This is a genomic window from Stenotrophomonas sp. P2112, assembly GCF_041897515.1.
In the GTDB taxonomy this organism is placed as follows: Bacteria; Pseudomonadota; Gammaproteobacteria; order Xanthomonadales; family Xanthomonadaceae; genus Stenotrophomonas; species Stenotrophomonas sepilia.
Genome location: NZ_CP169216.1, coordinates 2397081 through 2422822, shown reverse-complemented (window position 1 = coordinate 2422822; position 25742 = coordinate 2397081). Strand labels below are relative to the sequence as shown.

15 protein-coding genes are annotated in these 25742 nt (G+C 68.7%); 11 read left to right on the top strand and 4 right to left on the bottom strand.

Translation table 11 applies throughout. The features are described from left to right. Positions 1-72 precede the first annotated feature (72 nt). The 10 genes from ACEPA4_RS11230 (at position 73) to ACEPA4_RS11185 (ending at position 22715) form a co-directional block, all read left to right on the top strand. Positions 73-630, top strand: coding sequence for a hypothetical protein (locus ACEPA4_RS11230; protein ID WP_231109059.1), 558 nt, complete (start codon positions 73-75; stop codon positions 628-630). 57 nt (positions 631-687) lie between these two features. Next, entirely contained in the window at positions 688-1125 is a 438-nt protein-coding gene (gene gspG, locus ACEPA4_RS11225; RefSeq protein WP_005416799.1) for a type II secretion system major pseudopilin GspG, read from the top strand. Positions 1126-1134: 9 nt separating this feature from the next. Then, on the top strand, positions 1135-2040 hold the full coding sequence (gene gspK / locus ACEPA4_RS11220) for a type II secretion system minor pseudopilin GspK (protein WP_032954238.1): 906 nt from the start codon (positions 1135-1137) through the stop codon (positions 2038-2040). Continuing rightward, positions 2037-3200: a type II secretion system protein GspL gene (gene gspL / locus ACEPA4_RS11215; RefSeq protein WP_065185680.1), complete on the top strand. Its 1164-nt coding sequence runs from the start codon at positions 2037-2039 to the stop codon at positions 3198-3200. Before gspK ends, gspL begins: the two co-directional genes overlap by 4 nt. Then, a complete protein-coding gene (gene gspM / locus ACEPA4_RS11210; RefSeq protein WP_021203914.1) occupies positions 3197-3724 on the top strand; it encodes a type II secretion system protein GspM in 528 nt (175 codons plus the stop codon). Before gspL ends, gspM begins: the two co-directional genes overlap by 4 nt. Then, a complete protein-coding gene (gene gspD, locus ACEPA4_RS11205; protein WP_315974267.1) occupies positions 3721-6102 on the top strand; it encodes a type II secretion system secretin GspD in 2382 nt (793 codons plus the stop codon). Before gspM ends, gspD begins: the two co-directional genes overlap by 4 nt. After that, a complete protein-coding gene (gspE, locus tag ACEPA4_RS11200) occupies positions 6099-7532 on the top strand; it encodes a type II secretion system ATPase GspE (RefSeq protein ID WP_053499838.1) in 1434 nt (477 codons plus the stop codon). Before gspD ends, gspE begins: the two co-directional genes overlap by 4 nt. A gap of 7 nt (positions 7533-7539) precedes the next feature. Beyond that, positions 7540-8739 (top strand): type II secretion system inner membrane protein GspF, encoded by a 1200-nt coding sequence (gspF, locus tag ACEPA4_RS11195; protein ID WP_262090745.1) that lies wholly within the window; start codon positions 7540-7542, stop codon positions 8737-8739. A 217-nt stretch (positions 8740-8956) separates the two neighbouring features. Next, positions 8957-10132 (top strand): substrate-binding domain-containing protein, encoded by a 1176-nt coding sequence (locus ACEPA4_RS11190; protein WP_139727184.1) that lies wholly within the window; start codon positions 8957-8959, stop codon positions 10130-10132. A 199-nt stretch (positions 10133-10331) separates the two neighbouring features. Further along, on the top strand, positions 10332-22715 hold the full coding sequence (locus ACEPA4_RS11185) for a filamentous haemagglutinin family protein (protein WP_262090744.1): 12384 nt from the start codon (positions 10332-10334) through the stop codon (positions 22713-22715). A 451-nt stretch (positions 22716-23166) separates the two neighbouring features. Here the strand turns inward: ACEPA4_RS11185 and ACEPA4_RS11180 are convergent, their stop codons facing one another. Genes ACEPA4_RS11180 through gspH form a run of 3 tightly spaced genes read right to left on the bottom strand, consistent with a single transcriptional unit; the run spans position 23167 to position 24583 of the window. Continuing rightward, on the bottom strand, positions 23167-23781 hold the full coding sequence (locus tag ACEPA4_RS11180; RefSeq protein ID WP_065185675.1) for a prepilin-type N-terminal cleavage/methylation domain-containing protein: 615 nt from the start codon (positions 23779-23781) through the stop codon (positions 23167-23169). Further along, positions 23778-24140, bottom strand: a complete 363-nt coding sequence (gspI, locus tag ACEPA4_RS11175) for a type II secretion system minor pseudopilin GspI (RefSeq protein WP_005416768.1) — start codon at positions 24138-24140, stop codon at positions 23778-23780. The genes ACEPA4_RS11180 and gspI overlap by 4 nt, the downstream gene beginning before the upstream one ends. Further along, positions 24137-24583 (bottom strand): type II secretion system minor pseudopilin GspH, encoded by a 447-nt coding sequence (gspH, locus tag ACEPA4_RS11170; RefSeq protein WP_065196397.1) that lies wholly within the window; start codon positions 24581-24583, stop codon positions 24137-24139. Before gspH ends, gspI begins: the two co-directional genes overlap by 4 nt. 103 nt (positions 24584-24686) lie before the next feature. On the opposite strand from gspH, the gene ACEPA4_RS11165 reads away from it, so the two are divergent. Beyond that, positions 24687-25163, top strand: coding sequence for a general secretion pathway protein (locus tag ACEPA4_RS11165; RefSeq protein WP_176556922.1), 477 nt, complete (start codon positions 24687-24689; stop codon positions 25161-25163). Positions 25164-25256: 93 nt separating this feature from the next. Here ACEPA4_RS11165 and ACEPA4_RS11160 read toward each other — a convergent pair whose 3' ends face one another. Further along, positions 25257-25592 (bottom strand): hypothetical protein, encoded by a 336-nt coding sequence (locus ACEPA4_RS11160; protein ID WP_053500982.1) that lies wholly within the window; start codon positions 25590-25592, stop codon positions 25257-25259. Between the last annotated feature and the right edge of the window lie 150 nt (positions 25593-25742).

Sequence of the window (25742 nt, the reverse complement as noted above, 5' to 3'; positions counted from 1 at the left end):
TTCTCCAGAGTACGACGCACCACGCGTCGCGGAGCACGGGCGGCGCAGATGGAAGACAGTCGCAGGATCAGCATGCTGGAGCTGGATCGCCACCTGAGCCAGTCACTGGAACAGGCACGGCACACGCCACTGAACGTGCAGCGCTACGGGCGCTCGTGGGTCTGGGTGCTGTCCAGTGACGCCTGGGTGGATGCGGCACGCTGGGCGGCACTGGACAGCAGTGCGCATCCACTGGCGGCACTTCGAAAGGCCCTCGACCTGCGGCTGTGGCCCTGGCCCGACGCGGCCATGAGCGCGCTGCCGCTTGGCGCAGCCGATGCGCGGCTGCTGCAACGTGCAGCGCTGCTGGTGGTCGTGCGTGATCTCAACAGTGCACAGCGTGTGTACGACGACCTGCGCTACCACCAGGCCTACCGGATGTTCATTGGCCTCGACCACGGCACCGCGTGGTCGCCGACGCAGTGCGTGCGCCTGTTGCAGGCATGCGTGCATCCGTTGCTGCGCGAATGCATCGACGAAACACTGGCCAGCGTGCCGCCTCACCTGTTCGAGGCGGCACGCGCGCCGGCTGCACGAGCGGCCGCACAGGCGACCGCGCAGCGAATCGCAGGCGGATGTTTATCGTACTGACACATGCACCGCTGACCATGGTGCAGCGGTCTCTTCCAGGATGACGAGGGCGGAACAATGGCAAGGCAGGCAGGTGGTCGCAGGGCTCGGCAGCAGGGCTTCAGCCTGATCGAGATCATGGTGGTGGTGGTGATCATCGGCATCCTTGCCGCGCTGATCGTGCCGCGGTTGATGGACCGTCCGGACCAGGCGCGTGTGGTGGCGGCGCGCCAGGACATCGCGGCGCTGATGCAGGCGCTGAAGTTGTTCAAGCTGGACAATGGGCGCTATCCCAGTGCCGAACAGGGCCTGCAGGCGCTGGTGAAGCCGCCGCAGGGCAGCGGTGCGTTGCCGGTGACGCCGTATCTGGATCGCCTGCCGAATGATCCGTGGGGCCATCCGTACCAGTACCAGGTTCCAGGCACTCATGGCGACATCGATGTGTTCTCGCTGGGTGCGGACAGCAAGCCCGGTGGCGACGCCGGGAACGCAGACATCGGCTCCTGGCAGCTGTGAGGCGTGCTGATGGCAGCCCGGACGCGTTCGATTTCATGCATCCACCAGCGTGGCGTGGCGGTGATCGTCGCCTTGCTGGTGGTGGCATTGGTGGCCGTGATTGCCACTGCGCTGCTGACCCGGCAGTCGGCGCAGCTGCGCGCGCTTCGCGGCGACCAGTTGCGCGCACAGGTACGCATGGCGGTGGATGCGACGCTGGAGCGTGCGGCGCAGCAGCTGCGTGAGGATGTCAAGGAACAGCTGACCACGGTGCGCAGCGGGCGCTGGGCGCGCCCGTTGGAACTGCAGGCGCCATTGCCGGTGCAGCTGCAACTGGTCGATGCGCAGTCGATGTTCAACCTGCGCAACCTGCTGGCACAGGGCAGACCGGACCCCGAGGCGCGGGGCGCGTTCGTCGCGTTGTGCGCCGGGCAGGGGCTGGGCCAGGGCACCTGCGCATCCGCGGTGGACCACATCCAGGCGCGCCTGCGCGACGGCGATGTGCAGGCGCAGGCACCGCTGCCGCGCGAATCACTGATCGAACAGGCGCTGGTCGGCGCTGACCCGGTGGCGTTGCAGGCGTTGGTGCGGCGCACAGTGGTGTTGCCGGCGCAGACCCTGGTCAACGCCAACACCTGCGACCTGAGCGTCCTGCAGGCGGTGGCGCCTGCGGTGGAACCGGCAAGGCTGCAGGCGCTGCTCGCTGAGCGCGACGCCGGCCACTGGCTGCTCAACCGCGGTGACATCGCCAACCGACTCCAACTGAGCAACGAACAGATGGCCGTGCTTCCGCTGGGTATCCATAGCGAGTGGTTCCTGGCCGTGGGCCGGGTGCAGGCTGACGGCAGCGCGGTTGATTTTCGCGCGCTGCTCTGGCGCGAGTACCGCGACGACGGGGTACGTGTACAACGGGTGTGGACGAGGATCGGCGCATGACGGTGCAGCTTCGGGTGCGCCTGCCGCCGTTGGCGCACCTGCGCGCCGACAGCGCGGTGGACTGGGCGCAGCTGCACAAGGACGAGGTAGTGGCACACGGCCGCGAAACGCTGGCCGCGCTGGGTCTGCGGCATCCGCGGGCCACAGTGCATGCCTGCCTTGACCCGAACGACCTGATCCTGCTGGAACTGCAGCTGCCGCCGCTGTCCGGGCGCCGCCTGCAGGCGGCGTTGCAGGGTGAGGTTGAGGCCATGCTGCTGGATGACCTGCAGGACGTGGCGCTGGCCCACGGTCCGCAGGCGGCAGACGGTACGGTTCCGGTGGCCTGGCTCGGCCAGCAGGTCATCTCGCAGGTGCAGCAGCTGCTGGCCTCGTGTGCGCTGCAGCTGCAGGCGTTGTATCCGACGCCACTGCTGTTGCCCTGGCAGCGCGGCCACGCCACGCTGCAGGTCAGCGGCGAGCATCTGCTGGTGCGCAGCGGGCGCGATCGGGGACTTGTCCAATGGTATGGCGGACGTGACGCGTCCGCGGTGATGCAGGCGTTGGCCCCCCGCCTGCAACAGGCCGGGGTGCGGGCCGTGCAATGGATCGACAGCGTACCGCCGGCGTGGCCGGACAGCCTGCCGGCCAGCGCCGTTGCACATGAGCAGCAGGCCTGTGGTCCGTTGCCGGGTTGGTCATTGCCGCTGCCCGGCGCAGGCCGTCAAGCGCCGCGATTGGCGATCGGCCTGGCACTGGCGGCGGTGCTGCTGGCTGCACTTGGCCTGCAGTGGCAGGTCTCGCGTTGGCGGATCGAGGGTGAGGCGCTGCAGCAGGGCATGGCACGGCAGTTCAGCGCACGCTTTCCGGAGGTCACCGATGTGGTGGACCCGGTGTTGCAGGCAAGGCGAGCCCTTGCGGTTCCACCGCCGACGCCGCCGTTGCCGGCGCTGCAACGTCAGATCGCCAGCACGCTGCACGCGGTTCCGGAGCTGGCGGGTCAGGTGCACAGCCTGCACTACCAACCCGGGCAGGTGTACCTGGAGCTGGACGCCGATGCCCAGGCATTGGCCGACGATCCACAGCGGCTTGAGCGCTGGCAGCAAGCGATGCAGGCGCAGGGACTGCAGCTGGCGCGCGATACCGGTGGACGCCTGCGGGTGAGCGGAGCGGGACAGTGACGACCCGAACCCTGCGGCTGGGTCAGGGGCTGGTGGGCCTGCAGCAGCGCTGGCAACGCCTGCCACCGCGCGACCGGCTGATGCTGTGGGTGATGGTGGTGGCGCTGCTGGTAGCGGGCCTGTGGTCGTTATGGCTGGAGCCCCTGCTGAAGCAGCGCACGCACTGGCAGGCCGAACTGCCACGGCTGCAGGCGCAGTCCCGCGCACTGGCGCCGCTGCTGCGCGCGCGTGAGCGCCAGCAGCTGGCGCAGGGCCAGCATCCGACCCTGGCCGGGCTGCGTGACCAGATCAAGGCTGCCGGTCTGGCCGACGGCCTGCATATCGAAGCGCGCGACGGGCGCTGGCACCTGCAGGTACGGGCCGTACCCGCCGATGCGCTATGGAACTGGCTGCTGCCGCTGCTGGCCGACCCGGCCATCGAGTTGCAGCAGCTGCAATTGACACGCACAGGGGATGCGAACATGCCGGCGGCACGGATTTCAGGACACATCGTGATGGTGGCAACTGCGGGTGCCCATCCATGAGGGCGATGCGCAGCCTTGCCTGCAGTGCCGCATTGGCGCTGATCGTGTGCATGGGCCACGCGCCGGCACCCGTGCTGGCGCAGGAGACCCGCGATGAACCGGTGCAGTTGAACCTGGTCGACACCGACATCGGCGGCGTGCTGCGCATGGCCGCGCGCTTCACCGGGCGCCAGTTCCTGGTCGACCCACGCGTGACCGGCAAGATGACGGTGGTTTCCGATGGCCCGGTCAGCCGTACCCAGGCCTACCAGTTGCTGCTGGGCGCATTGCGCATGCGTGGCTTCGCCGTGGTCGAGAACGGCGGCGTCAGCCGGGTGGTGCCGCAGGCCGATGCCAAGTTGCTCGGTGGACGGGTGGGCAGCGGTGGTGCAGGGGGCGAGATCGCCACGCGCACCTTTGCGCTGCGCTATGAGAATGCGGCGGCGCTGGTGGCTGTGCTGCGGCCGATGATCAGCCCGGACAATCCGATCACCGCCAATCCAGGCAACAACACCCTGGTGATCACCGACTACGCCGACAACCTGGATCGCATCGCGCGGGTGATCGCCAGCGTCGACACGCCCGCCGGCATGGACACCGATGTGGTGAAGCTGCAGCAGGGCATTGCGGTGGACGTGGCGGCAATGGTCGCACCGCTGCTGGATGCGCAGGGTGCCGAGCCGGGCCAGAAGGTGGTGGTGATGGCCGACCCGCGCAGCAACAGCGTGCTGCTGCGTTCCAGCAGCCCGGGCCGCACCCGCCTGGCGCGGCAGCTGGTGGAAAAGCTGGACCGTGCCCAGGACGAGTCCGGCAACCTGCATGTGGTCTACCTGCGCAACGCCCAGGCCAACCAGCTGGCCGGTGTGCTGCGTGGCGTGGTAGCCGGACAGAGCGATGCACCGGCAATGGGCAGCAACCAAGGAATCACCCCGCTGCCGGGTGACGCCAACCGTCCCACGCCCACCCAGACGTCGCAGCCGCAGCAGGCCAAGCCCGGGGGCAATGCGCTGGAATCGCAGCGGCTGGACCCGAGCCGGGGCGACCCGATCGATGCAGGAAGCACCGGCTTCAGCCAGAACGGCATTTCGGTACAGGCGGACGTGGCCACCAACACCCTGCTGATTTCGGCGCCGGAGCCGGTGTACCGCAACCTTCGGCGGGTGATCGACCAGCTCGACCAGCGCCGTGCGCAGGTGCTGGTGGAAAGCCTGATCGTGGAGGTCAACCAGACCGACGCGGCCGAGCTGGGCGTGCAGTGGATGCTGGGCAACGGCCGTACGTTTGGCGGCACCCATTTCGGGGGCGCTACCGGCGGTAGCGGGCTCAATACCGGTGCGCGTACCACGCTGGACGTGCTGCCCAAGGATGGCCTGAAGATCGGCGTGATCGACGGCACCATCAATCTGCCCGGTGTCGGCCAGATCCTCAACATGAAGGCGCTGGCCACTGCGCTGCAGAGCAAGGGCGGCGCCAACATCCTGTCGACGCCGAACCTGATGACGCTGGACAACGAGGCAGCCAGCATCATGGTCGGCCAGACCGTGCCGTTCGTCAGTGGCCGCTACGTGACCGACGGTGGCGGCGGCAGCAACAACCCCTTCCAGACCATCGTGCGCGAAGACGTGGGCCTGAAGCTGCGGGTGCGCCCACAGATTTCCGAGGGCGGTACGGTGAAGCTGGACATCTACCAGGAAGTCAGCAGCATCGACGCGCAGAGCGCGAACAGCACGGCCGGCATCATCACCAACAAGCGCGCACTCGATACCAGCGTGCTGCTGGACGATGGCCAGATCATGGTGCTCGGTGGCCTGCTGGAAGACAGCGTCAGCCACGGCCGTGATGCGGTGCCGGGGCTGGGGAAGATCCCGGTGCTGGGTGCCTTGTTCCGCAGCGACTCGCGCAAGCGCGCCAAGACCAACCTGATGGTGTTCCTGCGTCCGCACGTGGTACGCGACCCGGCCGCAGGACAGCGCCTGACCCGCGACCGCTACGACTACATGCGCAATGCGCAGGCCGGCGCGCAGCCCGTACAGAGCTGGGCCTTGCCCGCGCTGTCGGCGCCGCAGCTGCCACCGCAGGACCTGTCGGTACTCGGCCAGGGCAATGCGCGCGATGGCCACGGCCAGCCGTTGCAGAACACCAGCCTGGCAGCGTTGTATCCGGCCGGTGACGGCGATGCGCAGCTGGTGCAGTTCGCACAGGGGCTGGAGCCGAGCCGTGCCAGCCAGGGCGTGGCGCAGGTGCGGGCGCTGGGCCTGCAGGCCTACGCGGAGGCGACGCCGGGCGAGAGTGGGCAACGCCTGCGCGTGCGGCTGCCGCGTGATCCGGTGAAGTTGGACCCGGCATTGCAGCAGCTGCGCGGGCTGGGCTACACGCCGGAACTGGTGATCGGGCCGTGAGCGCCGTTGTGCCGCTGCCGTACGCGTGGGTGCGCAGCCACGGCGTGATGCTGACCGAAGCCGGTGGCGAGCCGGTGCTGCTGGGAACGGACGATACCGCAGCGTGGGCCGTGGCCGAGCTGCGCCGGCGGCATGGCCCGCTTCCGTTCCAGGCATTGGATGCCGCGACCTGGCAGCAGCGGTTGGGTGAGCAGTACCGTGACGGCGGTGATGCCGCTGCCGTGGTCGGTGCCGCCGAAAGCGAAGTCGATCTGGACCGGCTGATGCAGGACATGCCGGAGGTCACCGACCTGCTGGATGCGCAGGACGATGCACCGGTGATCCGCATGATCAATGCGCTGCTGGCACAGGCCGCGCGCGATGGCGCCAGCGATCTGCATATCGAGCCATTCGAGACCCATTCAGTAGTGCGCTACCGGGTGGACGGCACCCTGCGCGACATGGTGCAGCCACGGCGCGCATTGCACGCGGCGCTGGTGTCGCGCATCAAGATCATGGCCCACCTGGACATCGCCGAGAAGCGGTTGCCGCAGGACGGGCGCATCGCGATCCGCGTGGGCGGGCGGCCGCTGGACATCCGTGTTTCCACTGTACCGACCGGGCATGGCGAGCGCGCCGTGCTGCGATTGCTGGAAAAGGATGCCGGCCGCCTGCAGCTGCAGCGCCTGGGCATGGCCGATGACACCTTGGCCACGTTCACCGGATTGATCCGCCAGCCGCATGGGATCGTGCTGGTGACCGGGCCGACCGGCAGCGGCAAGACCACGTCGCTGTACGCCGCGTTGGGCCAGCTCGACAGCAGCACCAGCAACATCCTCACCGTGGAAGATCCGGTGGAGTACGACTTTGCCGGCATCGGCCAGATCCAGGTCAATGCGCGCATCGGCATGAGCTTCGGCACCGCACTGCGCGCGATCCTGCGCCAGGATCCGGACACCATCATGATCGGCGAGATCCGTGACCTGGAGACCGCACAGATCGCGGTGCAGTCGTCGCTGACCGGGCACGGTGTGCTGGCTTCGCTGCACACCAACGATGCGGTCTCGGCGGTGACCCGCCTGGCCGACATGGGCGTGGAACCGTTCCTGCTGGCCTCGTCGCTGCGCGGTGTGCTGGCGCAGCGGCTGGTGCGGCGGCTGTGCACGCAGTGCCGGCGTGCCGAGCTGGATGGCGAAGGCCGGACCGTATGGCGCGCAGTGGGCTGCACGGCCTGTGCCAACAGTGGCTATCGCGGACGCACGGGCATCCATGAGCTGTTCGTGGTGGACGACCGGGTACGCGCACTGATCCATGAAGGGCAGGGTGAGCCTGCGCTACGCGAGGCGGCGCGGCGGGCCGGCATGCGGACCCTTCGGCAGGACGGCCAGCGCTGGGTCGACAGCGGGGTGACCACGCTGGAAGAGATCCTGCGCGTCACCGGCGACGATTGAGGCCTGCATGGCACTGTTCGACTACCAGGCTGCCAACGCGCAGGGCCGCATCAAGAAGGGTCAATTGGACGCCGACAGCCCGCGCGGTGCTCGCCAGCTGCTGCGTGGGCGCGGTCTGACACCCGTGCAGGTCAGCGCGGCACGGAGTGCAGGCACTGGCTGGGGCGCTCGCCGCCTGTCGGCCAGCGAGCTGGCCTGGGCCACGCGCCAGCTGGCCAGCCTGCTGGCGGCCAGCCTGCCGTTGGAAGCTGCATTGAGTGCGGTGATCGAACAGGCCGAGCGCCCGCACGTGGCCCAGGCACTCACCGCTGTGCGCGCCGACGTGCGCGCCGGCCAGCGCCTGACCGTGGCACTGGCCGCGCGGCCACGCGATTTCCCGCCGATCTATCGGGCGCTGGTGGGTGCAGGTGAGGATTCCGGCGATCTGGCGCGGGTGATGGAGCGTCTGGCCGACTACATCGAGGAACGCAATGCGCTGCAGGCCAAGGTACTGACCGCCTTCATCTACCCGGCGGCGATCAGCCTGGTATCGGTGGCGATCGTGATCTTCCTGCTCAGCTACGTGGTGCCGCAGGTGGTGACCGCATTCGTGCAGGCGCGGCAGACGCTGCCGATGCTGACCCAGGTAATGCTGGCCGCCAGCGCGTTCGTGCGCAGCTGGGGCATGTGGGTGGGGCTCGGCATCGCTGCACTGGTGGTGGCATGGCGGTTGGCGTTGCGCCGGCCGGAACTGCGCCTGCGCTGGGACGCGATGCTGCTGCGGCTGCCGATGGTCGGGCGCTTCGTGCTGGGCGTGAACAGTGCGCGTTTCGCCTCGACGCTGGCGATCCTGCTCGATGCCGGCGTGCCGCTTCTCCGTGCACTGGAGGCGGCGCGGCAGACCCTGGGCAACGCGTTGCTGGCGCGCTGCGCCGATGATGTGTCCGCGCGCGTACGCGAAGGCGCTGCGTTGGGTTCTGCATTGAAAATACAGAAAGTGTATCCGCCGATCCTGGTGCATCTCGTGGCCAGCGGAGAGAAGACTGGCTCGCTGGCGCCGCTGCTGGATCGCGCCGCGCAGACCATCTCGCGCGAGATCGAGCGTCGCACGATGGCGCTGACCGCCCTGCTGGAACCGACCATGATCCTGGTGATGGGTGGCGTGGTGCTGACGATCGTGCTGGCCGTGCTGATGCCGATCATGGAAATGAATCAGCTGGTGCAGTGATGCGCAACGCGCAGCGCGGCACGCTTTCGATTCTCCACACAATCCTCCACACCTTTTTCCGATCTTCCACAGGTTTCTTAAGCGGCCTGTCATCGGCGCGGACCAGCATGGACCCGTCGCCGCAGAGTGGGCTGGGAGGCCCTCGGCGGCAGCAGGCGTGTAGTGACCGTTCCTCCCTTGGTGTTTCCCTTCGCAGTAAACCCTTCAGGAGAAGATCATGACCAAGTACAAGACCCTGGCCGCGCTGGTTGCCACCGCGCTGCTCGCTACCGTGGGCGCCGCTTCGGCGCAGACCGTTACCGGCGGCGGTGCCTCGCTGCCGGCCGACCTCTACAAGGGTTCGGCCGACAGCATCCTGCCGGCGAACTTCACCTACGCCGTGACCGGTTCGGGTACCGGCAAGAAGGCCTTCCTGGAAAACAACTCGGCGCTGTTCTCGACCACCGGCACCGTGCATTTCGCCGGCAGCGATTCGGTGCTGAGCAGCACCGAGCTGAGTAGCTACACCACCAACTTCAACCAGCCGACCAACGCCAACCGCTACGGCGCGCTGATCCAGGTGCCGTCGGTGGCCACCTCGGTCACCATCCCGTTCAACAAGGCCGGTTCGGCAGTGGACCTGAGCGTGGCGCAGATCTGCGGCGTGTTCTCGGGTGCGATCAGCGACTGGTCGACCATCGATGCCAACCGCAGTGGCCCGATCCAGGTGGTGTACCGCGCGGAAAGCAGCGGTACCAGCGAAATGTTCAGCCGCTTCCTGACCGCGGCCTGTGCCGCTGAGAACGCTGAAACCTCGAAGCTGGTGGGCGGCAAGTTCGCCATCAAGTCGACCTTCGCCGACCTGTACAAGCGCGATGCCAACGGCAACCTGCCGGCGTTCCTGGTGGCCGCCCCGGCCACCGGTGGCACCTCGCTGTACAACACGGTCTACGCTGCTGAAGGCCGTATCGGCTACGTCGGCCCGGACGTGATCCCGAGCCTGACCGATGCGACCAAGGTCGCCAAGGTCAAGGGCTTCTCGCCGGACCAGGTGAGCGTGCAGGCCACCCTGGACACCGTCGCTCCGCCGACCGGCACCGATGCTGAGAACCCCGCCAACTGGGTGCCGGTGTTCGGCAACCCGTCGGCTGGCTATCCGATCGCCGGCTACACCAACCTGGTGATCGGCCAGTGCTACAAGGATTCGAGCGTTGCCACCAGCCTGCGCGGCTTCCTGGCCCGCCACTATCCGGCCACCTACACCGTCACGTATGAGAAGTCGATCACCGACCACGGCTTCATTCCGCTGACCAAGGCGTGGCGCGATGCGATCCGCAACCGCTTCGTGCTGGCCAGCAGCACGGCCGGCCTGAACAACCCCAGCACCTGCGCCGGCATCGGTCGTCCGCTGTAATCCGCAGCACCGGTTGAATCCTGCTTGACGCGACGCCGGCCTCTGGGCCGGCGTCGCCATTTCCGCGACGGTGCCGCCACCGCAGTGTTTCGCTGTCGGTTTCGTGCCACGTGAACCGTCTATCAGTGGCAGGGCATGCGTTGCGCGTGCCTCCCCGATCGTCGCCGCAGCCGCGGCCCACCAGGTTGATGAGGTTCCGATGTCGCACCCGCTCCCGTCCGTTGTTCGTCCGGCCGCGTCGATGCGCCGCAATCATCCGATGGCGTGGGCCATCGCAGTCGCACTGGGGAGCATGGTGGCCCCGGCCAGCCAAGCGCAGCAGGCGTTCAGTCCGGGCTGGTTCGCCGAACGAGGCGCGGCCCAGGGCAGCGCGGCACAGAGTGGCCGGATGCCCAACGGCGTGCCGATCCAGTTCCAGTTGCCGGCCCAGCAGCAGGACGCAGCACGGCAGAAGCTGCAGCAGTCGATCGACAATCTTGGCACGGCGGCGCAGGCGATTGCCCTGCAGCAGCGCCTGCAGGAACAGGCGCGGCAGGCGCGCCGCGAAGCTGGCTTCATCGTTGCCGATGGCCTCGGCAAGGACGGCCTGAGCGTCGACCAGAATCCGCTGACCCGTGGCTGGCTCAATGCGCGCGAGGCGATCCAGTCGCAGGGCAGCGACGGGCGGGTGCAGGTCACGGTCGAGCAGACCGCGGACAAGGCGATCCTGAACTGGGAGACCTTCAACATCGGCGGCAACACAACGCTGAACTTCCTGCAGCACCCTGACTGGGCAGTACTGAACCGCGTCAACGATCCGCAGGCGCGTCCCAGCCAGATCCTGGGCCAGCTGAAGGCCAATGGCACGGTGTTCGTCGCCAACCGCAACGGCGTGGTGTTCGGCAACAACAGCCAGGTCAATGTACGCAATCTGCTGGCGGCTGCAGCACGGATCAGCGATGCGCAGTTCCGCGACAATGGCCTGTACAGCCCCGACGCCAGCAGCAGCACGCTCAGCGATGCATTCGGCAAGGTGATGGTGGAGCAGGGTGCCCGCATCGCGACCCATGAGCCGACCAGTGCGACGCGCGGCGGTGGCTACGTGCTGCTGGCCGGGCACAGAGTGGAGAATGCTGGCCATATCGAGGCGCGCAAGGGCCAGGTGCAGCTCGCTGCGGGAGACAGTTTCGTGATCCGGCGCGGCGTGGGTACGGCCACCAACACCAGCTCCACCACCCGGGGCACTGAGATCGCGCCGCGCTTCATCGCCGGCAGCACGGCTGGCAGCGTGCGCAACACCGGCCTGCTGCGCGCGCTTGAGGGTGACGTGACTCTGGCCGGGCGCAGCGTCGAGCAGGCCGGTGTGGCCGTGGCCAGCACCACGCTCGCACAGCGCGGCACCGTGCATCTTCTGGCCTCGGCCAGTGATGCCGGCAGCAGCGTCACGCTGGCCGATGGCGCCACTACGGCGGTGCTGATCGAGGACGATGGCAAGGCCACGGTGCTGGATACGCAGCGCGACAGCCTCATCAAGGAGTCGGCAGAGCAGGACGCGATCCGCGCTGGCGCGCGCTCGGCAACCTTCGACAATCTGTCCCAGCACAATGATCGCCGGGACCAGTCGCGGGTGGAGATCGTCTCGGGTGGCAACATCCATTTCAGCAGGGATTCGCTGACGGTTGCCACGGGCGGCCAGATCATCGCCGATGCGGTGGCCCGCAGCTACGTAGACGACGCCGCGCGCGTGGACGTGTCCGGCGCAGTGGGCGTGCAGGTGTCGATGGAAAGCAACAATGTCCAGGTCAAGGTGCAGGGCAACGAACTGCGCGATGCCCTGGACAACCGCGACAGCGGCAAGCTGACCAGCAGTGAAGTCTGGGTCGATCGCCGCAGGCTGGTCCACGTTCCGGCCGGTACCGGGGGCTACGAGGGGGAGCGCTGGTACGCTGCAGGCGGCCTGCTGGAGGTGGGTGGCTACCTCGACAACCAGGGGCACTCGATCGGCGAGTGGGCTGCGCAGGGAGGCACCGTCCTGTTGGGCGGCAGGGAAGTGATCACGAACGGTGGCTCACGCATCAACCTTGCCGGCGGCAGCCTGGATGTGCAGAGCGGCGTGGTCCGGCAGAGCTGGGTGCGCGGCGTCGACGGCCAGGTCTACCGCCTTGATGAGGCGCCGGCGGAGATGCTGTTCGATGGCCTGTACAGCGGCCATGAAGTAAAGCAGGAGCGCTGGGGCATCACTGAGACCTTCCGTGATCCGATCGTATTCGCGGCGCAGCGTGTCGATAACGGATACACCGTCGGCCGCGATGCAGGTCGGCTGATCGTCTCCGCACCGACCGCAGTGCTGGATGGGAAGGTTGAGACGACCACCTTCCAGGGCGCGCAGCAGAACCGCAGGCCGGAGGCCGCGCTGGATGGCTATGCGCAGGCGCAGACGGCAGTGGCGCGCAATGCGCAGCTGTACCTGGGGCGCTACGACGGCCAGGGCCGCAGTGGTGTGTTCGGCTCGGATGTGCGCCTGGATGACAAGGCTCCGGCGAAGGCGGCGTGGTCGCTGCTGGCTCCGGTCAACGAGGAGCGGCGTGACACGGTGTGGTTGGATATCGCAGCGCTGAGTGCCCAGCAGTGGGGACGGATCGACCTGGCGACCGCCGATCGCATCCGCATCGACGGCAGCCTTCGGCTTCAGGCAGGTGGACAGCTCAACCTGACCGGCAGCGAGGTGGAACTGGCAGGCGACATCGGCATTGCCGGCGGCCAGCTGTCGGCGGGCAACCTGCTGGATGTCCAGGGGCGGCCGACGGCGCTGCTGCACGATGGCCGCGCCCGCACCGCCATTGCCGGCGGCACGCGGATCGATCTCTCCGGTGAATGGAGCAACGCGTCACTGGCGATGCCGCTCGACGCCAGCGGTGCCTGGACGGATGGCGGCCGCCTGAGCCTGAGCAACAGTCATGACGTGGTCGTGGGCGCCGAGGCAACGGTGGACGTCGAGGCCGGCGCCGCGCTGGACCTGCGCGGCAAGGGCCGCATCGGCAAAGGGGGCAGCGTCAGCCTGCAGGCCAACAGCAGCACGGTTACGACGGACGGCAGTGGCCGGGTGCAACTGGGCGAGGGGAGCCGGTTCAGTGGCCGAGGACAGGGCAGTGGTGCCTTCTCGCTGGGAACCGGTGGCCGCGTTCGAGTGGGCGATGCGGACCCGGCGGACGCGTCGCTGCGACTGGATCCCGGCCTGTTCGGCAGTGGCTTCGCACAGTACGACATCAACGGCCACCGAGGCGTGGCGGTGGCCGACGGCGCGCGGCTGGTCGCTGCCCTGCCAGGCCTGCGCCTGACCCAGGACGCGCAGATGGCAACCGATCGGGCGTCCGCACTGGCGGCGTGGGATGTGCCGCTGTACAGCGCCGATCCGTCGAACGGGCGCGTCAGCCAGCGCGCCGGTGCGAGTATCAGCCTGCGTTCGGACCGCAACAGCGTGGGCGGTGACCTGCGGGTCGGCAAGGATGCGCTGGTGGCGGTCGATCCAGGGCAGACGATCTCGCTGCTGGGTGCAGGCAACATCGATGTTGAAGGCACACTGCTTGCGAAGGGCGGCCGTATCGTGATCGACGATGTGCGTCCGCAGAATGCGCTGTACGCCGGGCAGCGCACCGAACGCACCTGGCGTTTCGCCGAAGGCGCGCTGCTGGATGCCGATGCAGACGCAATCTCGTTGCCCGATCCCAGCGGCCGTCTGCGTGGGCAGGTGCGCGCGGGTGGACGCATCGAGATCGGCGGGGCGCTGGACTGGGAGACCGCAGCATTCGTCGACAACCGACCACCGGAAGCGTTCGTAGTGGTCGAACGCGGCGCGCGCCTGCAGGCGCGGGGGGCGTCGGCCGAGCTGGATATCGACGGCCAAGGCCGTGTACGCGTGGACAGCGACGGCGGGCAGATCGTGCTGCGCTCGGCCAATGCGCTGTATCTGGAGGGCGGAATGGACGCGGCCGCCGGTGGTGCCGGCGCACGCGGTGGCACGCTTGGGCTGGCCTTCGGCGGCAGCATCCATGCACGTGGCGCCAGCGAGGAGGTACTGCGGGCACGTGCGATCACCCTCAGCCAGCACAGCGCACCGGTGCAGCCACTGCCGGCCGCATTGGAGTATGGCCACGCCGCGTTGTCGGTCGAGCAGCTGCAGGCGGGCGGCTTCGACAACCTGTCCGTGTTCGGTGACATCCGCGCCGTTGGCGATGTCGACCTGCGCCTGGCCCAGAGCCTGCGCATCCATGGCCAGGGCACTTCGAGCCTGGGCATGGCCGTGGCTGCCGGGCCGTCGTCGGCGTTGCGGCTGAGTGCGCCCTACGTCCGCCTGGCGCAGGCGCGCTGGGGCCAGCTGGCGGGCGAGAACCTGCAGGGCACTGCGGCGGTCGCTTCGGCCGGGCCGGACGATCACGCGCTGGCGGTGCAGGCCGCGCTGATCGACATCCGCGACGTCACCTGGCTGCCCGGGTTCGACCACGTGGCGCTGGAAAGCCGCAGTGACGTGCGCCTGACCAACGGCATTGCCAGCAGTGGCAACACCAGCGCGTTGATGACGGCCGGTTCGATGGACGTCACCGCTGCGCGCCTGTACCCCACCACAGGCGCGGTCGGCACACTGGTGGCCGGCGCTTCGGCGCAGACCGTGCAGACCGCTGATTACTGGGCCGATCCAGCTGCCGTGCTGCGAATCCACGGCACAGGTGCGGCCACGCAGCCGGCGCCGGAATCGGCGCTGGGCACGCTTCGCCTGGTGGCCGCCACGGTGCAGCAGGGCGGCAACGTGCAGGCGCCGATGGGCACGCTGCAGCTGGGCGGCCTGATCCAGAACGGAACCATCGGCAGCCGGGTGGAACTGCTGCCAGGCAGCGTTACCTCCACCAGCGGTGCCGGCCTGTCGCTGCCCTATGGTGGCACCGTCGATGGTGTCGACTGGCGGGTAGGCACGCGCAGCCTGAGCTCGCTGGCGCCGGCCGGCATCTCCTCGATGGGGGTGACCCTGAAGGCCAACGAGATCGAGGTGGCGTCGGGGGCACTGCTGGACATGTCCGGCGGTGGTGAGTTGACCGGTGCCGCCTTCGTGTCCGGGCGCGGCGGCTCCGTCGACGTGCTGCGCACGGCGTTGGCCGACGCCAATCCGCGCTACGCGTTCAGTGCGTCGGGCAACCCGGTGTACGCGATCGTACCGGGACGCGCCGAGGCGTTCGCCCCCAGCGGCGAGGAAGGATTCGCAGCTCCGGCGGTGGGCCAGCAGATCACCGTGCCGGCTGGCGTGCCCGGCCTGGCGGCCGGCACCTACACGCTGATGCCGGCAAGCTATGCGCTGCAGCCCGGTGCATTCCGGGTGGAGCTGGGCGCTACCGGCACCTCTGGCATCGTGCAACCGATTGCGACCGGCACCGGCACCTGGCGTGTGTCCGGGCAGCAGCGCACGGCGCTGGGCGCGGCAATCTCGCCGTTGCTCACCGACATCCTGCTGACGCCCGCCGCAGTGGTACGCCGGCACTCGGGCTACAACGAAACCTCCTACAACAGCTTCGCGCAGTCGGTGGCCGACCGCCGCGGCGAGTCGCGTGGCTGGCAGACCATCGATGCGCTCGGGTTGACCCTAGCGCTGGGCGAAGGTGCAGGTCGTGCAGACACGCCTGCCATCCGCTTCGCCGGCACCGCGCGGTTCGGCGCCGCCACCGACAATGGGCGCGGCGGCACGCTGGCAGCCACGTTGGCGAGCCCGGCGGTCGGTTCACTGGAGATCGTTGACGGTAGCGCGCAATCGCAGGCCCGTGATCGCGGCGCCACCTTCAGCGACGACGCGCTCAATGCCTTCCTGCCTGCGCGGATGATCATCGGCGGGCAGTTCAGCCAGGAGGCCTCGCAGGTGGCGGTGACCGGCCAGGCGCGCAGTGTGGCGATCCGTTCCGGCGTCACCCTGAACGCACCGGAAGTGCTGGTGGCAGCGGCCTCCGGTGGCAGCGGCGTGCTGGTCGAGGCCGGTGCGACCCTCGATACACTGCCGTTCGCAACCGCCAACGCGGGTGCCAGCGCGACGCTGCCTTACCAGGTCTCCGGCGGCCTGCTGGCGGTGTCCAACCAGCGCCTGAACCTGATCACCGGCACCACGGGCGTGGAGGCCGGTCCGGTGGCGATCGACATCGGGGGGTGCCAGGCGGCGTGCGACGGCCAGGCCCGGCTGGTTTCCGATGGCAGCATCGCGGTAGCGACCGATGGCACGCTGCAGATGCGCGACTCGGTCAGCTATGGCACCCGTCAGCTCGGCCTGAGCATGGCGGCGCTGAACCTCGGCAGTGCCGAAGCGATCGCACAGGCCGCTGCGTCAGGGGCACTGCCCAGTGGCATGACCATGAACCAGTCCGTGCTGCAGCAACTGCTGCGCGGCAATGATGCCACCGGCGCGCCGGCGCTGGACACGCTGAGCCTGGTCGCGCGGGAGTCTGTCAACGTGTTCGGCAGCGTCGACCTGGACGCGCGCGACAGTGCCACCGGCCGCAGTGGCCTGCAGACGCTTGTGCTGGGTGCGCAGGCCATCCGCGGCTACGGCTCGGCGACCGACCGTGCGCGCATCCTGGTGGACACGCTGGTCTGGGACGGCGCATTGGCGGCGAGCCAGGCGCCGGGCAGCGACGCGTCGGTGCCGCCGGCCGATCCGATGGTGGACCGGCTCGGCGCCGGGCAGCTGGACCTCGTCACCCGCCAGCTGCAGCTCGGGCGGGCACCATTCAGCCGTCCCAGCTCTGAAGTACCTGCGAACCGGCAGGTGCTCGGATTCAGTGCGCTGAGCCTGAGTGCTTCGGAGCAGCTGTCGTTCTCCGCGCAGGGCACGCTGGACGTGTTCCAGCAGCGCGGCGACTATCTGGCCGACAAGGGCTGGCAGTACAGCGGAGGCAGCCTCGGCATCGATGTCCCGTTGTTGACCGCCGATCCCGCCGCGCAGCTGCGCGTGCGCACTGGCGGCGAGTTCCGCCTGCAGGGGGGCACCGGCAAGGCGGGCGGCGATGCACTGGGCAGTGAGCTGAGCATCGACGCCAACCGGATCACGCTGGACAGCACGATCGCGCTGGCGTCAGGACGGCTGTCGGCGAGCGCACGCCAGGGCATCACGCTTGGCGGCCGGGCGGTGCTGGACCTGGCCGGGCGCAAGGTCCCGCTGTACGACGTGGACAAGTTCAGCTGGGGCGGTGATGTCCTGCTGTCCAGCGACACGGGTGACATCCGCACCGATGCTGCCTCCCGCATCGATGTTTCTGCCCGCAACAACCGCGCCGGGCGCATGACGGTCACCGCAGTGGCCGGCCAAGCCGATCTGGCCGGTGTTCTGCAGGGTGCCGCCAGTGGCCGCTACGATGCCGGCGGCACGCTGGTGCCCTACGACGGTGGCGAACTGGTGGTGCGGGCACGCCAGCTGCAGGACTTCGCCGGCCTCAACCAGCGATTGACCGCCGGCGGTGTCGTCGGCGGCCGCAGCTTCCAGATCGGTGAAGGCGATCTTCGGATCGGCGACGAAGTGAAGGCGCGCCGGGTCGACATCAGTGTCGACGCGGGCAGCCTGACCGTGGCCGGCCGCATCGATGCCAGCGGCGAGCAGGTCGGCAGCATCCGCCTGTACGCCCGCGACCAGTTGCAGCTGGACGGCACGCTGGACGCGCACGGTACCGGCCTGCGCGTGGACAGCCATGGCAAGATCATCGACAGTCCGAACCGGGCCACCATCACGCTGGGCAGCGCCGAAGGCGCCGTGGGTCTGGGCAGCGCGGCGCACCTGGACCTGCGTGCCGGCAGCGGCGTGGCCGTCGGCGACGGCGCTGGACAGAACGACGGCATGGCGCGGGGCTCGCTGAAGATCGATGTGCCGCGGGTGGGCAGCAACGACGCGGCGATTGCCGCGGCCAATGGCCTGCGCATCGATGGCGCGGCCGACATCCAGCTCAATGGTGTCCGCCGCTACGACGATGCGCCCCTGGCCAGCACCGCTGATGTGCGCGGCAATCGCGCGCAGCTGGTTACCCAGCAGTGGCTGGACCAGGTGGTCGATCCGCACAGCGTGGCGTGGATCGATGGTGCGCTGGGCAACCCGGACCTGCAGCAGCGCACGCGCGCGCTGGGTGACGTCCGCCTTCGTCCCGGCGTGCAGGTGGTGGCGCGGCGCAGCGACGCCAACCCGGACGGCGACCTGACCATTGCCGGCGACATCGATCTGTCCGGCTACCGCTACGGACCCGAAGCCAACCGCGCCGATCCATCGCGGCGTGGCTTCGGCGAATCGGCCTCGCTGGTGCTGCGGGCCGAAGGCAACATCAACGTCTACGGCAGCATCAACGATGGCTTCGCACCGCCGCCGTCCACGCCGGATGAGGGGGGCTGGCAGCTGTATGAGGGTCGCAATGGCAGCGCGGGGCACACCCCCTTCGGCAGCGGCCTGGTGGTGCCGGTGGACGGAGTGAAGCTGCAGCCCGGCACCGAGTTCCAGGCCGGCACCCGCCTGAACTACGACGTGCCGGTCGAATCGGTAACGCTTCCGGTTGGTACCGTGCTGCCCGCGCCGATGGTGATCTCGCAGAATCTGCGCCTGCCCGCGGGTACTGTACTGGGTGCGGCAGTGACCACCGACTCCGGGCAGACGCTGGCCGCGGGCACCGTGCTGCAGGAGCCGCTGGTGCTGGCGGCAGGTGCGCGGCTGGGAGCCGGCTTCCGCCTGCGCAGTGCGGTACAGGTGGCGGCACAGGAGTGGCCCGCCGGCGCGGTGTTGCCGGTTGCGCTGCGCCTGGCACGGGAAGTCGCGCTCAAGGTGGGCGCGTACATTCCTTCGTTGACCAAGGTGGAACTGCCCGGCGACGCGCCAGTGAATCTGCGGCCGGCCGATGCCAACGGCAACCAGGGGCGCAACTGGGCGCTGGCGCCGATGCTGGCCGAGGGCACCACCTCCTGGGACTTGACCGTGGTTGCCGGTGCCGATGTCGGGGCGGCCGATCCACGCAGCCGGCGCTGGGGCAGCGAAGGCAGCGTGGTGCTGGCCGATACCCACCAGGGCTCGATCGGTACGGTCAAGACCGAGATCATCTGGGTGGGTGATCGTGCGTTGACCGAGCGGGCATCGCTGGACTGGATCGGCGACACGTCCTATGCGGGCCGCCCGATCGCAGAGCTGGCCGACATGTTCGGCTTCACCGAAGATGAGTTCTGCGCGATGTCGGCCGACTACTGCGGCCCGGCACCCCGCCAGGTGGCCGCGCAGGGCTCGCTGGATTACTGGGGTGACGAGTCCTACGTGGGCACCCCTGCGAAGGACTTCGCCGCGATGTTCGGCATGACCGAAGACGAGTTCTGCAGTACCGCGCCCACCTACTGCGCCGGCGGCGGCACGCAGACCGAAGTGACCACCTACGGCAAGCGCGCGGGCACGCCGGCGTGGAGCGTGCTGCGCACCGGCAAGGGGGACATGGAACTGCTCGCTGCCGGTGACGTCGTGATGAAGTCAGGCTTCGGTGTCTACACCGCCGGCACTCCCACCGCGCTGGGTGGGGGCCACGACGCTGCCTTCAATTCGCCCCGTGCAGCGGCTCCCTGGAACACCGCACTGCTGGGGCCGAACCTGGTGCCGGGCAGCTATGACGCAGCGATCGCAGGCTACCAGGCCTGGTATCCCGATCATGGTGGCAACCTGCGGGTCGAAGCCGGGCGCGATATCGTCGGCGACGCCTGGACCGCGCGCGCGGAGTCGGGCACCAGCGAGCGCGACTGGGCGCTGTACTCCAGTGCCGCGGTCGGCAATTGGCTGTGGCGGCAGGGAACCGGCAGCACCACCGGCGTGGAGCCGGTGCCGACCAGCTGGTGGGTGAACTTTGGTACCTACACCAACGTGTCCGCTGCCGCTGGCGCCTCTCCGCGGATGGTCGGCTTCACCGGCTTCGGCACCTTGGGTGGCGGCGACCTGACGCTTGAGGCCGGGCGCAATGCCGGCGTCCGCGATCCGATGGGCGACGCGCTGGGCTCGCTGAGCGCACCACGCTCGGGCGCGATCATCGCGGCGGTGGGATCGACCGGCCGCGTCAGCAATGGCCAGCTGCACCTGACCGGTGGCGGCGACCTGCGGTTGCGCATCGGTGGCGCACTGAATCCGAATCTGCAGGCGACGATCTCCAGCCTCAATCCCTCCAGGGCGGGACAGAATCTCGACCTCAACGGTACCTTCAGCAATCTGCGTGGCAGCCTGAAGCTCGATGCCGGGCGCATCGGTGCAATGGGCGTCACCCTGGAAAACTACGCGACGCTGCGTCAGCAGCGCGCGGCAGACCTGTTTGCGCCCGACGCCGCCCGCGCAATGGGCGGACCGGTGCTGGTGCTGGGCGATGCGGTCGCGCAGCTACAGGCACGGGGCGATGTGGTGCTTGGCGGGGTCGCCGATGCAGGCCGGGTTCCGCTGGCCAACTACAGCGCGGTGCTGCAGGATGATGGCGCGCGCGCTGCAGGCAGCACGTGGTTTTCCCTGTGGACCGCCAGCACGGCCGTGGATCTGTTCAGTGCCGGTGGTGACCTCGCGCCAGGCCTCGCCGGGCCGGATAACGTGACCGGCAGCAATCTGTGGCGCGAGCAGGTCCAGCTTGATGTGCGTGGTGGTGATGATCTGCTGAATTACTGGCTCTATCCTTCGCGCTTCAGCGCCATTGCTGCGCAGGGCGACATCAAGCTGGACCGGATCAGCGCCACGCCGGGGACGCAGGATGTGATCCTGCTGGCACCCTCGGCAACGGGACGGTTGGACGTGCTGGCCGGTGGCAGCATCTTCGCCCAACGTGGCGCGACCCAGATCGCGCGCTCGGGCGCGGATGCGCGCCTGCCGGGACCCTTCGACCCCGCATTCCTGGCCCAGCTGGGGGATTCCGGCGGCAATGTGACCCGCTCGCGGCACAACCTGTCGGTCGACGGCAACATTGCATCGCCGGACGCGTCGCTTCCGCTGTTTGCGTTCGGTCCGAATACTCCGCTGTCCTCCGTGTCTGCGGCCCTGGCGCCGAGCCGTTTCTACGCGGTGCAGGGCGACATCATCGGTCTGGCCACCGGCGCCCGGCGCACGCTGGATCCCAACGTGGGGCAGCGCACCCAGCTGAACTGGTTCGAGGCCGCCGGCGCCGTGCAACTGCGGGCAGGCCGGGACATCCTCGGGGTGTCGATGACCGCGTTGAACACCGCGCCCACCGATATCACGGTGGCAGCGGCGGGCCGCGACATCGTGCATCTGAACGCGACCATCGCCGGCCCCGGCAACGCCGAGATCAGTGCCGGCCGCCAGCTGCGCCAGGAGGATGCGGGCAGCATCGTCAGCCTCGGTGGCATCGTGCAGGGCGACACCCGTCCCGGCGCCAGCATCGCGCTGACGGCCGGCAACCAGCAGATCGATTTCGCGGCCCTGCGTGCCCGCTATCTGGACCCCGTCAACCTTGCCGATCCCGCGCAATCGCTTGCGTCGCAGCCGGGCAAGGCAGTCAAGGTCTACGACCAGGAACTGAAGCAGTGGCTGCAGCAGCGCTTCGGCGTGGCTGCCGACGGCGACGGGGCGCTGGCTGCCTTCGATGCGCTGCCGCAGGAACAGCAGCACATCTTCCTGCGCCAGATCTATTACGCCGAGCTGCGCGAAGGTGGACGGGAATATACCGATGCAGAAGGACCCCGCTTCGGCTCCTACCTGCGTGGGCGAGAGGCCATCGCTACGCTGATGCCAGACAAGGCTGCGACCGGCGCGACGATCGACCGTACCGGCGACATCGTGATGTACGGCGGCTCCGGCGTGCGCACCGAAGCGGGTGGCAACATCGAGCTGATGGCGCCGGGTGGGCAGATCGTGATCGGTGTGCAGGGCGTGGTGCCCCCGGCCAGTGCCGGACTGGTGACCCAAGGGCAGGGCGATATCCGGCTGTTCGGCCAGGACAGCGTGCTGCTGGGCCTGTCGCGGGTGATGACCACGTTCGGCGGCGACATCCTGGCGTGGTCGGAGCAGGGTGACATCAATGCCGGTCGTGGTTCGCGCACGACCCTGCTGTACACGCCACCGCGCCGCGTCTATGACGGTTGGGGCAATGTGATCCTGTCGCCTCAGGCCCCGGCCAGCGGTGCTGGCATCGCGACCTTGAACCCCATCGCCGAAGTGCCGCCGGGCGACGTCGATCTGATCGCACCGCTGGGCACCATCGATGCGGGCGAGGCCGGTATACGCGTCTCCGGCAACATCAATCTGGCCGCGCTGCAGGTGCTCAACGCGGCCAACATCCAGGTGCAGGGCGAGAGCAAGGGTCTGCCGGTGCTGGCATCGGTCAACGTCAATGCGCTGGCCGCGGCCAGTGCGGCAGCCAACAGCGCCAGCCAGGCGGCACAGGACGTGATGCGCAAGAGCCAGGACGACGCACGGCGCAACCAGCCGTCAGTGATCAGCGTGCAGATTCTGGGCTTCGGCAGCGGAACCAGCAGCGTAGCGCCGCCGGCCCGTGGCACTACCGCCAACAGCGGCTACGACGCCGACAGCGCATTCCAGTTCCCGCAGGCCAGCCGCGACGACGGCACGCAGCGCCGCTAGGTGCCGACCCTGATCGGCACGATCGCGGCCGGCAGTAGATCCACGCCATGCGTGGATGGGACTGACCAGGAAGAACGGACGGCATCGGGCCAGCCGCCAGGGAATGGTGGCGGCCCCAGCCAGGACGGCACGGAGGGCAGGGAGCGGCCATCGGCGGTGAGGACCACCGACACGGCGCCGCCGGGCGCAGGATGGCACCCGGCGGCAGGCTCGGCAGTAGATCCACGCCATGCGTGGATGGCTGGGCCAGCATCAGTGCCGACCAACGGTCGGCACCCACCAGGGCAGGCCGGGCAGTAGAAGCCGCTCGGCAGTAGATCCACGCCATGCGTGGATGGCTGGGCCAGCATCAGTGCCGACCAAGGTCGGCACCCACCAAAGCAGGCCGGGCAGTAGAAGCCGCTCGGCAGTAGATCCACGCCATGCGTGGATGCTTTGCCTGGGAGGAATCCTAAAGCTCCAGCACCCGCCGGTAGCTCAGCGGCCCACGCCCATCGCGCAGGCCCAACCGCAGTTCCAGCCCGGTGGCCGGCAGCACCTCGCCTTCGCTCGGCAACAGCGCCCACCCCGCGCCCGGCTGCCAGGCGCGTATCTCGAACCGCTGCACATCCCTGGCCACCGCAATGCCTTTCGACGGCTCAGGCGCGGGCAGGGGGTATCGATCCGTCGCCGCGCCACTGGCCCGCCACAGCGTATTGCCCTGCCGCCACCAGCGCACCCGCTGCCAGCGTAGTCCATCACTGCCGACACTGCGGGTGATCTCCAGCGCGAAGCTGCCATCCGGGTGCCGTTCGCTTACCAGGGACGGAGGCAGCAGCCGCTGCGGTTGATCGGCCGGACGCACTGCACCATTCATCAGCGCGTCGTCGGCACGCATCTCGATATCGCGCTGGAACTGCTGCAGGATGCGCAGCGCCGTCGTGGTTTCGGCATCGGCCCGGCGCAGGCGCTGGTCGCTGCTGGCCACGCTGTCCAGCGCACGCCAGCAGATCAGCGCCAGCACACCCATGATGGTGATCGCGATCATCACTTCGATCAGGGTGAAGCCACGCGCGACCCGCTTCATTGCATGGTGGTCCATGGCAGCTGCATCCGCGCCAGGGACTGCTGCGGTGCATCTTCGGCCACCACGCTCAGTTCCAGTTGCGGCTGGCTGTCGCTGCCGGTGCCGAGATGTTGCAGCACCAGGAACGTGCTGCGCCCCTGCACGCAGCGCTGCCGTGCATCCTGCGGCGGCTGCCCAGCCAGGCGCAGCTCCTGCCAGCGGTCCTGCGCGCACATCAGTGCCAGCCGACGGTCGCGCAGGCGCGATTGATCGTCGGTAGCCACCGCCACCGAACGCATCACCGCCGCCAGTGCGATTGAAACGATCGCCAATGCGATCAGCACTTCGATCAGGGTGAACCCGTGCCTGTTCCGCTTCACTGCACGACCTGCAACTGTCCGCTGCCATCATCACGAAGACGCAGCTGGCGGCCCTGCAACGACAGCGTCAACTCCCACGCCACGCCAATCCATTCGGGGCTCAGTTCAATCGGCGTGGTCGGCTGCACCGCGATGCCCGCCAGCTGCCATGGTTGTGGGCGCAGCAGGTCGTCGCGCTGCACATCCACCCAACGGGTGCCTTCGCGGCGGCTGAAGCGGTAGCCGGCGGCGTCGGCCTGCCAGCGCAGGGGGCGGCCATCGATCCGGGCCTCGTCGCGCGCCACCTGCAGGCGCTGCGCCAACTGTTCGGCTTCCTGTCGCAGCTGCCGGCCCGGGTCGAGCAGGCTGCCCAGGCCCAGCCCGATACCCGCCGTGCAGATACCGATGATCACCAGCACCACCATCAGTTCCAGCAGGGTGAAACCACGCGGCACGCGCTGCATCGACGTTGCCTCCTGTCCGGGTCGATGCCTGCCAGCGTAGGCCCGCATGATGAAACAAAAGCGTCAGCCGCACCTGCTAGCGTGGGCAGACATGAACGTGGCGATGGTGCGGAACATGGACGGCAGGCGCTGGGATCGCAATCGCATGTTGGCCCTGCTGGCGGCGGCGCTGCTGCTGGCGGTGGTGGCCTACTGGAGCGTCACCCTGTCTGCGGTGGCGCCGGCGGCCGTGGCCAGCGAGGCGAAAGCCGAGGCGCCGGTGCGGCCGATGTTCGATGCAGTGGCCAGCCTGCCGCTGGTGCGCCTGTTGTCCCCCGGCGCAGTGCAGACCGAGGTGGTGGTGCTGGGCGTGTTGGCCGGCGACCACGCACCGCTGGCGCTGCTTTCGGTGGATGGGCGTCCTGCCGAAGCGTACGCGCCGGGTCAGCGGTTGGGGCCCTGCACGGTTCTCGCCAGCATCAGCGCCAACGCGGTGGAGCTGAACCAGGCGGGGCAGTTGCGCAGCCTGCCGGTTCCCGAGCTGCCGCCGGTACCAAGCGATGGCATCGTGCCGGCCGGTCGGCAGAGCGGCACGCAGTAGCGCCGAGCCTGCGCTCGGCGGCTTTCGCGCCGTGGCATCGCCGATGAATGCAAAGACAGCCGAGCGCGCGCTCAGCCCCACAGCTGCGGAGGCTCAGCGCGCAGGTCGCTGCGGCACCACCGAGCGACCGAACGCATCGCCCATGCGCTGCCGCGTGCCTTCCAGGTTGTACTGCATCAGCTGGTTGCCGGGCTGCTGCATCAGGCGTTCGGCTTCGGGGAGCGCCGCCGACTTCGCCGGCCTTGTCGCAGGCGCCAGCTTGCGTTGCAGACAGTCCCAGGCCGGAATCCGCTCGCCGTTGACCAGTACTTCGATGCAGGGCGCAGCTTCTTCCTGCTTCTTCGCCTCGTCGGCGCGACCCGATGGCAGCGCCAGCAGCAGGGCGAGGGCGAGGGCAGCGCGCAGGTCCGGCATCAACGATTCACACATCTCGAATCTCCCGCAGCAATCGATGTCCTGCAATGAAGACGGGTGGCCAAGGCAGGGTCCGCCTGCGTGCGTTGCGGCGCTTTCAAAAGATGACAGTGCTGTCACAAAACTGTTGGCGGCTTTGACGCGATGTACACGTCCTGTTGGTAG